At 68.0% G+C, this 12,634-nt stretch carries 12 protein-coding genes; 5 read left to right on the top strand and 7 right to left on the bottom strand.

Going from position 1 to position 12,634, the window contains the following annotated elements:
• The first annotated feature begins 258 nt into the window (after window positions 1–258).
• From HDA44_RS01985 to HDA44_RS01995, 3 genes are all read left to right on the top strand, one after another.
• Complete coding sequence (locus HDA44_RS01985; protein WP_337905588.1) at window positions 259–1,440, top strand: lytic transglycosylase domain-containing protein; 1,182 nt, start codon at window positions 259–261, stop codon at window positions 1,438–1,440.
• 24 nt (window positions 1,441–1,464) lie between these two features.
• Window positions 1,465–2,568 (top strand): amidohydrolase family protein, encoded by a 1,104-nt coding sequence (locus HDA44_RS01990; RefSeq protein ID WP_184830787.1) that lies wholly within the window; start codon window positions 1,465–1,467, stop codon window positions 2,566–2,568.
• Window positions 2,569–2,676: 108 nt separating this feature from the next.
• Window positions 2,677–4,050, top strand: coding sequence for an N-acetylmuramoyl-L-alanine amidase (locus tag HDA44_RS01995; protein ID WP_184830789.1), 1,374 nt, complete (start codon window positions 2,677–2,679; stop codon window positions 4,048–4,050).
• On the opposite strand, the gene HDA44_RS02000 is transcribed toward HDA44_RS01995, so the two are convergent.
• The gene (locus HDA44_RS02000) at window positions 4,051–4,881 is read right to left on the bottom strand and encodes a CPBP family intramembrane glutamic endopeptidase (RefSeq protein WP_184830791.1); all 831 of its coding nucleotides are present in this window, start codon (window positions 4,879–4,881) and stop codon (window positions 4,051–4,053) included.
• A 112-nt stretch (window positions 4,882–4,993) separates the two neighbouring features.
• Between HDA44_RS02000 and HDA44_RS02005 the strand changes: the two genes are divergently transcribed.
• Both HDA44_RS02005 and HDA44_RS02010 read left to right on the top strand, forming a co-directional pair.
• Window positions 4,994–6,226, top strand: coding sequence for a sensor histidine kinase (locus HDA44_RS02005; RefSeq protein WP_184830793.1), 1,233 nt, complete (start codon window positions 4,994–4,996; stop codon window positions 6,224–6,226).
• On the top strand, window positions 6,217–6,855 hold the full coding sequence (locus tag HDA44_RS02010) for a response regulator (protein ID WP_184830795.1): 639 nt from the start codon (window positions 6,217–6,219) through the stop codon (window positions 6,853–6,855). The genes HDA44_RS02005 and HDA44_RS02010 overlap by 10 nt, the downstream gene beginning before the upstream one ends.
• 100 nt (window positions 6,856–6,955) lie before the next feature.
• On the opposite strand, the gene HDA44_RS02015 is transcribed toward HDA44_RS02010, so the two are convergent.
• From HDA44_RS02015 to HDA44_RS02040, 6 genes are all read right to left on the bottom strand, one after another.
• The gene (locus HDA44_RS02015; protein WP_184830797.1) at window positions 6,956–8,311 is read right to left on the bottom strand and encodes a flotillin family protein; all 1,356 of its coding nucleotides are present in this window, start codon (window positions 8,309–8,311) and stop codon (window positions 6,956–6,958) included.
• 19 nt (window positions 8,312–8,330) lie between these two features.
• Window positions 8,331–8,525 (bottom strand): hypothetical protein, encoded by a 195-nt coding sequence (locus HDA44_RS02020; RefSeq protein WP_184830799.1) that lies wholly within the window; start codon window positions 8,523–8,525, stop codon window positions 8,331–8,333.
• A 65-nt stretch (window positions 8,526–8,590) separates the two neighbouring features.
• On the bottom strand, window positions 8,591–9,418 hold the full coding sequence (locus HDA44_RS02025; RefSeq protein WP_184830801.1) for a carbohydrate ABC transporter permease: 828 nt from the start codon (window positions 9,416–9,418) through the stop codon (window positions 8,591–8,593).
• On the bottom strand, window positions 9,415–10,344 hold the full coding sequence (locus tag HDA44_RS02030; RefSeq protein WP_337905589.1) for a carbohydrate ABC transporter permease: 930 nt from the start codon (window positions 10,342–10,344) through the stop codon (window positions 9,415–9,417). The genes HDA44_RS02025 and HDA44_RS02030 overlap by 4 nt, the downstream gene beginning before the upstream one ends.
• Complete coding sequence (locus HDA44_RS02035; RefSeq protein ID WP_202887066.1) at window positions 10,341–11,624, bottom strand: ABC transporter substrate-binding protein; 1,284 nt, start codon at window positions 11,622–11,624, stop codon at window positions 10,341–10,343. The genes HDA44_RS02030 and HDA44_RS02035 overlap by 4 nt, the downstream gene beginning before the upstream one ends.
• Window positions 11,625–11,628: 4 nt before the next feature.
• A complete protein-coding gene (locus tag HDA44_RS02040; RefSeq protein ID WP_184830803.1) occupies window positions 11,629–12,585 on the bottom strand; it encodes a carbohydrate kinase family protein in 957 nt (318 codons plus the stop codon).
• Window positions 12,586–12,634 lie beyond the last annotated feature (49 nt).

Raw genomic sequence — 12,634 nt, forward strand, 5'->3', positions numbered from 1 at the left:
ACCGGCGAGCTGACCACCGGCAAGTGAACCGATCAGCGGCCGGATTGCTGAGAGGCCGTCACTTTCAGGTAGCCACGTTCGTTACCTCGGTGGTGGTTTTCCGTGAGTTCCCGGCGTCCGTAACTTTGCGTCGTCTTGATGTAACTTTCTGGCCCCTGGTTCGTTGAAGGGGCTATGCGCCTAACCCGTAGTGGTAATCGTCGGGTCAAAATAATCATCGCTTCACTGTGCACGGCCCCGCTCATGGTCGGGGCCATCGTGACCGTTGCCTCGGGCGGAGCCGGTGCCACCGGCCAGCTCGCGGCGGGCAGCCCGGTCGCCCCATCGCCTGGGGCCGGGCTGAACAGCGGTGAGTTCGACGAGTTGACGATGATCGTGCCGCAGCGTCCGGGAGTGGACGGCCGGCTCGGTTCCGACAAACCCGCCCGCGCCGACGTCCCCGTGCAGGGGGCGACCGACGGCCGGTCGGTGGTCCGGCCCGGGCGGCCGGGAGCCGTGAACGGCATTCCCCGCGGGGTCTTCCCCGCCTACCGCCGGGCCACCGCGAACCTCGCGGTCGTCCGGCCGAACTGTGGGCTGACCTGGCCGCTGCTGGCCGGGATCGGCAAGGTCGAGTCCGACCACGCGGCCGGCGGCCGGGTGGACGTGGCCGGTACCACCCGCGGCCGGATCCTCGGCCCGGTGCTGAACGGCCGGCACGGCAACGCCCGGATCACCGACACCGACAAGGGCAAGTACGACGCCGATCAGACCTGGGACCGGGCCGTCGGCCCGATGCAGATCATCCCGCAGGTGTGGGGCGAGTTCGGGGCCGACGGCAACGGTGACGGCTTCCGCAACCCGAACAACGTGTACGACGCCGTCACCACGGTCGCCGTCGTGCTCTGCTCCGAGGGCGACGACCTGAAGCGGCCGCAGGACCTGGTCGCGTCGCTACTGCGCTACCAGCACTCCAAGGACTTCGTCGCCACCGTGCTGAAGTGGATGCGGGTGTACAGCAAGAACGCTGTCCTGGTTCCGAACGCGACCGGCAACATCGCGACCGCGAAGACGACCGGCAACGCCGATCGCAAGGTCGACCCGCGCCAGGTGCCGGACGTTCCGGACGACACCAAGACACCGACGCCGACCCCGGCGCCGACGCAGAGCACCGCGCAGCCGACGGACCCGTCGACCCCGGAGCCGACCGACGAGGGCAAGCCGACGCTGCCGAAGCCGGTGGATCCGACGACCGACACGCCGACGCACCACCCGACGGTGACGCCGACCAGGACGCCGACGAAGTCGCCCACCAAGACCCCGACCAAGACGCCGACTCCGACCCCCACGCCGACTCCGACGCCGACGGAGACGCCGACGGAGACGCCGACCGAGACGCCGTGCGCGGGCAACGAGACGACCACCCCGACGTGTACGCCGGGCGGCGGCTCGCACGGCTGATACCGGGCCGGATACGGTCGACGCATGACGGAGTTGATCGGGTCCGGCGTACTCAAGCTGGCCGGCACGGTGTTGCCGGCCGGCGAGCGGCAGGAGATCCACCTCAGCGGTGGGCTGGTCGTCGACCGGCCCGCCGCTGCTGACGTCACGACGGTGCACACCGGTGGCTGGATCGTGCCGGGTCTGGTCGACGCGCACTGCCATATCGGTCTCGACCGGCACGGTGCGGTCGAGCGCGACGTACAGGAGCAGCAGGCGGTCCTGGATCGGGACGCGGGCGCCTTGCTGGTACGGGACGCCGGGTCGGCCGCGGACACGCGCTGGATCGACGACCGGGCGGACCTGCCGAAGATCATCCGGGCCGGGCGGCACATCGCGCGCTCCAAGCGGTACCTGCGGAACTACGGCTGGGAGATCGAGCCGGCGGAGCTGGTCGCGTACGTCGAGCAGGAGGCGCTTCGCGGTGACGGCTGGGTCAAGTTGGTCGGCGACTGGATCGACCGGGAAGCGGGCGATCTGACGCCGTGCTGGCCGGCCGACGCGCTGAACGCGGCGATCGCCCGCGCGCACGAGCTCGGCGCCCGGGTCACGGCGCATGTGTTCGGTGCGGATGCGCTGCCGGATCTGCTTGCCGCCGGCATCGATTGCCTGGAGCACGGCACCGGCGTCGGACCGGAGCTGCTCGCCCAGCTGGCCGAGCGCCAGGTCGCGATCGTCCCGACCCTGATCCAGCTGGAGAACTTCCCGGAGTACGCCGAGCAGGCCGCGGGCAAGTTCCCGGTGTACTCGGCCCACATGCGCGATCTGTACGAGCGCAGACTGCACCGGCTCCGCGATGCGTTCGAGGCCGGAGTCCCGGTGTACGCGGGCACCGACGCGGGCGGCGTACTCGGTCATGGGCTGGTCGCGCAGGAGATCCAGGCGCTGACCGAGATCGGGATGTCGGGGGAGCAGGCGCTGGCCGCCGGCTCGTGGGCGGCGCGCGCGTGGCTGGGCGCGCCGAGTGAGCTGCGGCCGGGCGATCCGGCCGATCTGGTCGTGTACGACGAGGACCCGCGGACCCATCCGGAGGTTCTCACGCACCCGCGGCTGATCGCGCTCCGTGGCAACATCGTGTTCCATCGGTAACGGGAGAAAATTCACCCAAACCCTGGCAGAGGCGGAAGATTTTCCCTTACGGTGACTCCTGGGACCGCCGACGCCCCTCGGCGGACCACATCAGGGAAGGATCCGCCCATGGGTTCTGTCAATTCCACGTTGACCACCCGAGTACCCAAACTGGCCGTCGTTCTGGCGGTCGCAGCGCTCGGTCTGAGCGCACTGCCGAGCAACGCCGCCGAACCGGCCCAACCATCCGACGCGGGCCTGGCGCCCGCGTTCCAGGACGCCGCGGCGAAGTACGACGTACCGCGTGAGGTACTCGTCGGCGTCGGTTTCGCCGAGACGCACCTCGACGGCCACAACGGAGCGCCCAGCCAGGCGAACGGCTACGGCGTGATGCAGCTGGCCAGTAACAACGTGAACAAAACGATGTCGGAGGCAAGCAAACTCACCGGGCTGCCAGTGGCGAAGCTGTCCAAGGACGATCGGTCGAACATCCTCGGCGCGGCAGCCGTTCTGGACGCGTACGCGGACCAGGCCGGGCTGACCGGTGCCGCCCGCAAGGACCCCGGCAAGTGGTACAGCGTCGTTGCCAAGTACTCCCATTCGGCTGACGGGCCGACCGCCCGGCTGTATACCGACGAGGTCTTCCGGATCATCGGCACCGGCGTACAGGCGGCCGGCGTCACCACCGCGCCGCGTGCCGTCAAGGCGGACCTCGGCGCGTACGCCAAGGTCGCACCGCTCGGTACCCGGAGCGCGTCGTCGGTGCAGGCCGTCGACTACCCGGGCGCGATCTGGAACGCGGCCAGCACCAGCAACTACCGGGCCGGTCGCACCGCGGCGATCACCACGATCGTGATCCACGTGACCCAAGGCTCGTACGCGGGCACGATCAGCTGGTTCAAGGACCCGGCGGCGCAGGTCAGCGCGCACTACGTGGTCCGGTCCAGCGATGGTCAGGTGACGCAGATGGTGGCCGAGAAGGACACCGCCTGGCACGTACGCACCGAGAACCCGTACACCATCGGCATCGAGCACGAAGGGTACGTGGACCAGCCGTCGTGGTTCACCGACGCGATGTACCGGTCGTCGGCCGCGCTGACCCGCAACATCGCGGACCGGCGTGGCATCCCGAAGGACCGGGCGCACATCAAAGGCCACAGCGAGATGCCGAACAACGACCACACCGACCCGGGTCCGAACTGGAACTGGGACTACTACATGCAGCTGGTGAACGGCGGTAGCCCGAACCCGCCGCAGTACAACTTCACCACCTGGGGCAGCGGCGTCAACGTACGCTCGGCGCCGAAGCTCTCCGCGTCCGTGGTGACGTCGCTGGCCGGACCGACCCAGGTGTACGTCGAGTGCCAGGTCCAGGGCGACACCGTCACCGCCGGTGGTTACACCAACAACTGGTGGGCGAAGCTGCGCGATCAGAACGGCTACATGACCAACATCTACATCGACGATCCGAACACCAAGCTGCCCGGCGTACCGGACTGCTAGTCAGATCCGCCTGGTCTTGACCAGCCAGGCGACGAACGCAGCCATCACCACCCACCCCGGCCAGGCCTGCAGACCCACTTGCATCGGGTCCATGTCCTGGCCGGGCGCGCTGAGGAAGAAGACCGTCCGCATGGCCAGGCTGCTGACGACCGCGTGCGCCAGTACGGCCGGCAACACGGAGTTGGACCGCTTACGCAGCCAGCTGAAGATCGGTACGACAAGCAGGCACGAGACGACCAGGGCCCCGACCGACGCCGCCAGCGAGTGTCCTGGGTACTGACCGCCCATGAGCAGGGTCGGGAGGTGCCAGAGGGCGAAGATCACCGCGGTACCCAGGTAGCCGACCAGCCGGCCGTACTGCAGCAAACGCGGCAGCAGGTAGCCCTGCCAGCCCAGCTCCTCGCCGAAGAAGAACGGCAGCGACAGCACGTACTGCAAGGCCAGCGGTGCAATCCAGCCGATAATGCCGGACAGGTTGCTCAGCTCGAACTTGTACGTCCCGGCGAGCCAGGCGACGACCAGTGACGCGACAGTGAGTCCTAGTGGTACGACGATCGCCAGTACGCAGTCCATGACTCGGTGGGGCAGCTCCAGGCCGAGTGCTTTGCGCAGATTGGGTGTACGCCGCCGCATCACGATCACTGCGGCCAGGGCGGGCGCCAGCATGGCCGCGTACACACAGACGAGTTGCAGTGTGCCCATGCCTAGGTCGTTCGAGTCGCGGTGGAAGCCGCTGATGAGCAGCGGCGACATAGCCAGCCAGATGCCTCCAAAGGCGAGACCTATGTACGCCGGGAGGTCGTGGCGGGTTCTACGGAGGGTCTTTGTCATGTGACCAGACGCTATGGAGTACGGCCCGCTGGAACGATCCGGTGCGCTGCCAGGAAAATGGTGGAGTCTGCTGTACCGACCGCGGGTGCCGGCGTAGCGGAAGATAGTGGACATGCTCACCAAGATCCTGTCCCGCGGTGGACCTGCGGCCGGCTACCTGGCCATCCGCTTCCTCAAGTCGGTCACGTTGCTGGCGGCAATCCCGATCAGCCTGCTGCTCGGCTGGATCATCCCCGGCGCGACGGCCGGGCTGGTGCGGCTCGCCAACAGCGAGCGGCGCCGCGCGGCGAAGTACCTGGGCGTGGGTGAGCCTGACCTGCTGCCGTCGGCGCAGCGCCGGCTGCCGGGCGACGTGGTGACCCTGTTCCGCGACCAGTCGTTCAAGGTCAGTCTGCGGTGCCTGCTGATGCCGCTGGTGATGATTCCGGAGCTGACCGTCACCGCGATCGCGGTGATCGGGGTGCCCGCCGCCGTCCTCGGGATGGTGCTGTGGCCGATCCAGCCAGGCCAGTTCTCGCTGATGGGTGTCGGTGTGGACAGCTGGACAGAAGCGCTGACGAACGGCCTGGCCCAGATACTGATCAGTGCGGCGCTCCTGTACTGGGTACTGCCCGCGCTGGCCCGTGCGCATGCCGGTGCGGTGCTCAGCCTGCTCGCACCGACTGCGGAGCAGCTGGAAACCACACGCCTGGAGCAGCGCGTCGAGGAGCTCACCAAGAGCCGCGCGGGTGCTGTGGACTCCCACGGTGCCGAACTGCGCCGGATCGAGCGGGACCTGCACGACGGCACGCAAGCTCAGCTGGTGTCACTGGCGATGCGGATCGGTGTCGCCAAGCAGACCATGGCCGATGACCCGGACAAGGCCGCCAAGCTACTGGACGATGCCCGTGACGGTGCCGAGCAGGCGATGACCGAGCTACGCGGCGTACTGCGCACTATGTACCCGCCGATCCTTGCTGACCGCGGACTGGTCGGTGCGGTGTCCGCACTGGCCGCACGATGCCCACTGCCCGTCCAGCTGCGCATAGGCGAGCTGGGCGAGGTCCCGGCCGCGGTAGAAGCTGCTGCGTACTTCGTCGTCGCGGAGTCCCTCACCAACGTGACAAAGCACAGTGCTGCCGGCCACGTGGACGTACAGCTCGAACGGCGTGGTCCTGACCTGTTCCTGTCGATCATCGACGACGGGATCGGCGGAGCGCGGATCAGCGAGGAGGCGGACCTGCTGGGCCGGGGGAGTGGCCTGCATGGCATGCTCCATCGGGTGCGTGCGATCGATGGTCAGATGGAGTTGCGGAGCCCGATCGGTGGGCCGACCACCGTCGAGGTGATCCTCCCGTGCGGGTGATCATCCTTGAGGACAACCCGATCCTCGCCGAGGGCCTCGGCCTGCTGCTGAACAACTCCGGGTTCGTGGTGGCCGCGGTCGCCACCGACGCGGACGAGTTCGCGAAGGCGATCGCCGAGCACGAGGTGGAGATCGCGGTGGTCGACGTACGGCTGCCACCCACCTTCACCGACGAGGGCCTGCGGGCGGCGATCGAGGCGCGCCGGGTCCGCCCGGGGCTGCCGGTGCTGGTGTTCTCGCAGTACGTCGAGGAGGTGTACGCCGCGGAGCTGCTCGCCGCGGGCAGCGAGGGCGTCGGGTACCTGCTGAAGGACCGGGTGTCCCGCGTGGACGAGTTCCTCGAGGCGGTACGGCGGGTGGCGGCCGGCGGCACCGTACTTGACCCCGAGGTGGTCAGTCAGCTGATGGTCAAGCGGAGCAGCCCGCTCGACCGGCTGACGCCCCGCGAACGCGAGGTCCTGGCCCTGATGGCCGAAGGCCTCGGCAACGCCGCCATCGGCGAAAAGCTGGTGATCTCCGATGGCGCCGTACACAAACACGTAGGCAACGTCTTCCTGAAGCTGGACCTCCCGCCGACCGACTCCGGCCACCGCCGGGTCCTGGCTGTCCTTGCCTATTTGGGCCTCTAGCAGTAAGTCTTCCAGCCGCCACCGTGCTCGACAGCAATGTAGTTGCCGGCACCGAGCAGGAGCGCGGCGAGTACTGCGAGGATTCTTCTGGGCGGCGGGATCAGGCCGGCTCGTCGGCGGCCGGCTCCAGGGCCGGCTTCGTGCCGTCGTCCTTCTTGGTGGCCAGCGAGTCGATCAGCTGCTTGGCCAGCGCGAAGCCCGAGCCGCCCATGGTGATGGTCTTCACCAGGGTGTCCTCGATGCCCTGCGCGCCGTTCAGGACGACCATGTTGCCGACCTTCTCGAACGAGCTCGCGGCCGCGTTGACGATCTCCGGGTACGCCTCGGCGAGCTGCTGCGCGACGACCGCCTCGGTGTTCGTGGCCAGCGCCTCGGCGCGCGCCTTGATACCGGCCGCTTCCGCCATCGCCTTCGCCTGCACGGCGGACGCCTCGGCCTTACCGGTCAGCTCGGTCGCCTTCGCTTCGGCCTCACCACGCAGCTGGACTTCCCGCGCGTTCGCCTCGGCGGCCGCGATCTGCGCGTCCCGGGCAGCACTCGCGAGCGTGCGCTGCCGGTACGCCTCGGCGTCGGCCGGCTTCAGCACCGACGACTCCAGCTGCTTCTCGGCCAGCGACGCGTTCAGTTTCGCGGTCTCGGTCTCGGCCACCACGACCTCCTGCCGGGCCAGCGCCTCGGCCAGCGGACCGGACTGCGACGCCTTCGACTTCGCCTGGTCGACCTCGGCCTGGTAACCGGCCTGTGCGATCGAGCTCTGCCGGACGGCCGCGGCCTTCTGCGCGGCGGCGGCCTGCTCGCGCTCGGTCGCCTCCCGGTCCCGCTCGGCCTGCGCGATCCGGGCCGCGGCCTCGACCGCAGCGGCCTGCGGACGGCCCAGGTTCTTGATGTAGCCGGATTCGTCGTCGATCTCCTGGATTTGCAGCGAGTCGACGACCAGGCCGAGCTTCTCCATGTCGCCGGCCAGCGAGCCGCGGATGTTCGTGGTCAGCGTCTCCCGGTCGTGCAGCATCTCCTCGACCGTGGTCGAACCCACGATCGCCCGCAGGTGACCGGCGAACAGCTCGTGGATGGTCCCCATCACCTGCTCGTCGCTCTGCTCCAGGAAGCGCCGGGCCGCGTTCGCGATCGAGCCGTAGTCGTCACCGACCTTGTACGCGGTGACGCCCTTGATGTGCAGCGGGATGCCCTGGCTGGACACGCAGGTCACGGTCAGCGGCGTGGCCCGGATGTCCAGCGGCAGCCGGCGCACGGTCTGGAAACCGGGCAGCACCGCGGTGCCGCGGCCGACCACGATCTTGAAACCGAGGGTCTCGTTGACCTGCTCCTGGCTGGAGTGCGCGCCGAGGCCGGAGATGATCAGCGCCTCGTTCGGCTCGGCCACCCGCCAGACCATCCGGAACAGGATCAGAAGCACGACCACCGCGATCGCCGCGATGATCAGGTACGTCCAGAGCATTTCCCCTCCAGGGACAAAGTTAGATGGCGCGAGCGACGTACACGGTGCGCGGCGGGTCGAAGTCGACCACGACCACCTGCGTACCCACCTCGATCACCTCGTCGGTCGCCGGGTAAGCGTAGAAGGCTTCGGTGGCGCCCCGCACCGGCAGCATCACCTCGCCGACGATCCCGGGTGCGATCCGGCCGATCACCCGCCCCCGCTTGCCTACCATGGTGCCCCTCCGACGTACCGCTGCTGCTCTGGGTTCCGCAGCTTACCCGGAGCGCCGGTCGCAGTTCAGCCGCGGACCGCACCCTCGGTCGCGCCCTTGATGAACTGCCGCGCGAAGAGCGCGAACACGATCACCAGCGGGATCATCGCCAGCAGCGCACCAGTCATCACCATGCTGTAGTCGACACCGTGCGCACGGTTCAAGGTGGACAGTGCCACCTGCAGCGTGACGTGGTCCGGGTTGGTCAGCACGATCAGCGGCCACATGTAGTCGTTCCACGAACCGACGAAGGTGAAGATGCCCAGGAACGCCAGCGCCGGCCGGGCTGACGGCAGCGCCACGTGCCAGTACGTACCGAAGAAGCCGCAGCCGTCCAGCGTTGCTGCCTCGACCAGCTCGTCGTGGATCGAGCTGCGGAAGTACTGCCGCATCCAGAAGATCCCGAACGCGTTGGCGGCACCGGGGATGATCAGTGCCTTGAGCGAACCGACCCAGCCGAGCAGCGCCATCGTCTGGAACTGCGGTACGGCGGCCAGCTGCGCGGGTAGCAGCATCGTCGCCAGCAGGATCACGAACAACGCGTTCCGCCCCGGGAACCGGAACTTGGCGAACGTGAACGCCGCGAGCGAATCGAAGAACAGCACCAGCAGTGTGGTCGAGATCGCGACGACCGCGGTGTTCGCCATCGACTGGAAGAACGCCACGTTGTCCAGTACGTGCCGAACGTTGTCGAAGAAGTGCCCGCCGAAACTGAACTTGGGCGGGAACCGGTAGATGTCGGCGGTCGTGTTGGTCGCCATGATGATCGTCCACACGAACGGGAACAGAAAGACCAGCAGGGCCAGTACGAGTACGGCGTGCAGCGCGAGGCCCCGCCACCGGATCCGCGTCATCGGTCCTCACCCCGTCCGCGGAAGACCCGCCAGTTGATTGCCGTGAACAACAGCACGAGCAGGAAGATGCTCAGCGCGATCGCGGCGGCGTACCCGTAGTCGTTGTCCAGGAACGCGGCGCGGTAGAAGAACAGCACTACGGTCATACCGCTCTGGCCGGTGCCGCCGCTGTTGCCGACCATCACCTGTGGCTCGGTGAAGGTCTGCAAACCGCCGATCGTCGACATGATGACGGTGAACAGTACGACCGGGCGCAGCTGCGGCAGGGTGATCGAGAACAACGTCCGTACCGGACCGGCGCCGTCCACCTTCGCCGCCTCGTACTGTTCCTTCGGTATCGCCTGCAGACCGGCCAGGTAGATCAGTGTGTTGTACCCGACCCACTGCCACACGATCATGGTCGAGATCGCGATCTTGATGCCCCACGGCTGTCCGAGCCAGTCCTGCTGCGGTATGCCGAGTGAACGCAGTGCGGCGTTCACCAGTCCGAAGTTGGTGCTGAAGATCGAGCTGAAGAAGATGGCCATCGCCACCAGGGACGTGACGTTCGGGATGAAGTACGCGATCCGGTAGACGCTGGTGAACCGTACAGCCGACTGCAGCATCACGGCGAGCAGCAGCGCGATCACGAGCGTCGGCACCGTGGACATCAGGAACAGGACGACCGTGTTCTCCAGTGCCTGCCAGAACGTCGGGTCGCGGACCAGGAACGCGAAGTTGTCCAGTCCGGTGAACTTACGGGCGCTCAGGCCGTCCCACCGTTGAAAGGCGAGCACGATCGTGGACAGCATCGGGTACAGCCCGAACACGGCGAACAGCACGTAGAACGGCGACAGTGCCAGGTAGAACCGCCAGTACGACCAGATCCGCCGCCGGGTGGGTGCTCCGGCGACGGCCCGGGTACGCACCGCCGCGGTAGCGCTCACTGCACCCCTTGCCTTTTGGCGATCGCCTTCGCCTTGGAGACCGCGGCCGACCAGGCAGCGTCCGAGGTCTTGGCGCCGGTCTGTACGGTCTTCAGCTCGTCGTGGAACGGAGCGGCGACCGCGTCGTCGAACGGGCTCTGGTACGCGACCGGGATCGCCTTCGCGGCCGGACCGAAGATGTCGATCGGTACCTGGCCACCGAAGAAGCTGTCCGCCGCCTTGAGCTGCGGCTTGTCGTACGCGGCCGGGGTGGCCGGGAAGATCTGAGCGTCCGCGAACGCCTTCGCCTCGTTGTCGGGGCTGAGCATGTACTTGATCACGTCGAACGCCTTCTGCGGATCGGCGGCGTTCTTGGTGATCGCCAGGAACGAGCCACCGAAGTTCGCCGGGCCGCCCGGGGTCGGCGCCAGCCGCCACTTGCCGGCGCTCTTCTTCACCGCCGACTTGATGTCCAGGGCCACCCAGGCCGCGCCGATGTGCGCCGGGATCGTGCCCAGGTCCAGGCCGGCGTTCCAGTCCGGTTTGCCGCTCGGCGTCCGCCCGTCGATCTGCAACGTCATCGCCTTCACCGACGTGTCCCAGGCCTTACGGATGTGGTCCTGGTCGCCGACGAACTTGTTGTCCTTGGAGATGTACCGCTCGGTGCCCTGGCCGACCACCATGTCGTACAGGTCGGTGGCGTCCCACACCATCGGCGCCTTCGGGTTCGCCTTCTTCAGTTGCACACCGGCGGCGAAGAAGTCGTCCCAGGTCTTCAGCTGCTCGGCCACCTTGGCCGGGTCGCTCGGCAGACCGGCGGCCGCGAAGACGTCCTCGCGGTAGTACAGCGCGGTCGGGCCGACGTCGATCGGCAGTCCGATCACCTTGCCGTCCAGCGTGGTCGCCTGCTTGACCTTCCAGTCCAGGTAGTCACCCAGGACCGAGTCGGCGCCGACCGTCTTCAGGTCCACGAACCGCTCCGCCTGGGGCAGCAGCGAGGCGATGTCCTCGCCTTTCAGCCCGGTGATGTCCGGGATCGACGTACCGCCGTTGAACGTGGTGACCAGCTTCTGCTTGAAGTCACCGCCCACCTCGGAGTACTTGATCTTCGGGTCCGGGAAGTGCGCGACGGTGTCGTCGAGTACCGACTTGCCCAGGCCGCCCGGCCAGCACCACATGGTCAGCTCGGTGGCGGCGTTCTTCTTGGTGGTCCCGGTGTCCATCCCCGACGAGCAGCCGACGAGTGCGCCGCCGGCAACGGCCGCGAAGCCCCCGAGCAACGTCCGACGTGTGAGCGCCATGGTTCTACCTTCCTGAGTGTGCGCTGATCAGCGCGTGGAGGTGGTGGTCCTGGGGGTCCTGCTCGATCAGACCGGCCTGCCAGGCCGCGAGGTCGGACCAGCGTGGTGCCGCGTCCGCGCCACCGAGCCGGGTGACCGACAACGCCGCGGCGAGGGCGGCGAACCGCACCCGCTGCTGGAGCGGCAGCTCCCAGAGGGTCGCTGCGATGAAGCCGGCGGCGAACACGTCACCCGCCCCGGTGGTGTCCGCCGCCGTGACAGGGAAGGCGGGTACGGCGACCTGTTCGCCTGTCCGCGCGTCCAGAGCGAGTGCACCAGCCGCACCGTCGGACACGACGACCAGCGGCACCTGCTCAGCCAACTCGCGCAGTGCCTGCTCCGGAGTGTCAGTACGCGTGTAGTGCATCGCCTCTTCGGCGTTGGGCAGGAACACATCACAGTGCTCGAGCTGGTCGAGCACTCTGAGATTCCACTGCTCGGTCGGGTCCCAGCCGACATCCGCGAAGACCAGACTGCCGGTGGACTTCGCTTTGGCCAGCCACTCGTTCGGCCAGGGGCCAATGTGCGCTGCCACCGCGCGGGCGGTTGGCGGCGTACTGATCAGGTCGTCGGCCGACAGCGGGGGAGTAGTGCCGCGGGTGACCAGTGCGCGGTCGTTGTCGTAGGCAAGCGCCACGGTCAGCGGGGTCGGCCAGTCGGGCAGCCGCCGCGACAGCGTCAGGTCGATGCCTTCCGCGCTCAGAGCGCTCCAGACCTGGTCACCGTCCCGGTCCGCGCCGAAGGCAGCGGCCATCCCGGTGCGCAGTCCGAGCCGGGCCAGCGCGACCGCGAAGTTCGCGATGCCGCCTGGGCTCTGGTGCGATTCGGTGGCCCAGACCTCGGTCCCCGGTCGCGGCGCGGACGGCAGGCCGAGCACCAGGTCCTGGAAGACCAGGCCCGACAGGACGACGTCGAACTCCATAACGCAGCACACTCCTGCAGGGTCGATCAAACTCGTGCATGAATCTTGA

The sequence above is a fragment of the Kribbella solani genome (assembly GCF_014205295.1).
Classification (GTDB): domain Bacteria; phylum Actinomycetota; class Actinomycetes; order Propionibacteriales; family Kribbellaceae; genus Kribbella; species Kribbella solani.

Coding starts and splice junctions, on each gene's coding strand:
- HDA44_RS01990 (WP_184830787.1), top strand. CDS start 1,465: ATGACGGAGTTGATCGGGTCCGGCGTACTCAAGCTGGCCGGCACGGTG.
- HDA44_RS01995 (WP_184830789.1), top strand. CDS start 2,677: ATGGGTTCTGTCAATTCCACGTTGACCACCCGAGTACCCAAACTGGCC.
- HDA44_RS02000 (WP_184830791.1), bottom strand. CDS start 4,881: ATGACAAAGACCCTCCGTAGAACCCGCCACGACCTCCCGGCGTACATA.
- HDA44_RS02005 (WP_184830793.1), top strand. CDS start 4,994: ATGCTCACCAAGATCCTGTCCCGCGGTGGACCTGCGGCCGGCTACCTG.
- HDA44_RS02015 (WP_184830797.1), bottom strand. CDS start 8,311: ATGCTCTGGACGTACCTGATCATCGCGGCGATCGCGGTGGTCGTGCTT.
- HDA44_RS02020 (WP_184830799.1), bottom strand. CDS start 8,525: ATGGTAGGCAAGCGGGGGCGGGTGATCGGCCGGATCGCACCCGGGATC.
- HDA44_RS02025 (WP_184830801.1), bottom strand. CDS start 9,418: ATGACGCGGATCCGGTGGCGGGGCCTCGCGCTGCACGCCGTACTCGTA.
- HDA44_RS02035 (WP_202887066.1), bottom strand. CDS start 11,624: ATGGCGCTCACACGTCGGACGTTGCTCGGGGGCTTCGCGGCCGTTGCC.
- HDA44_RS02040 (WP_184830803.1), bottom strand. CDS start 12,585: ATGGAGTTCGACGTCGTCCTGTCGGGCCTGGTCTTCCAGGACCTGGTG.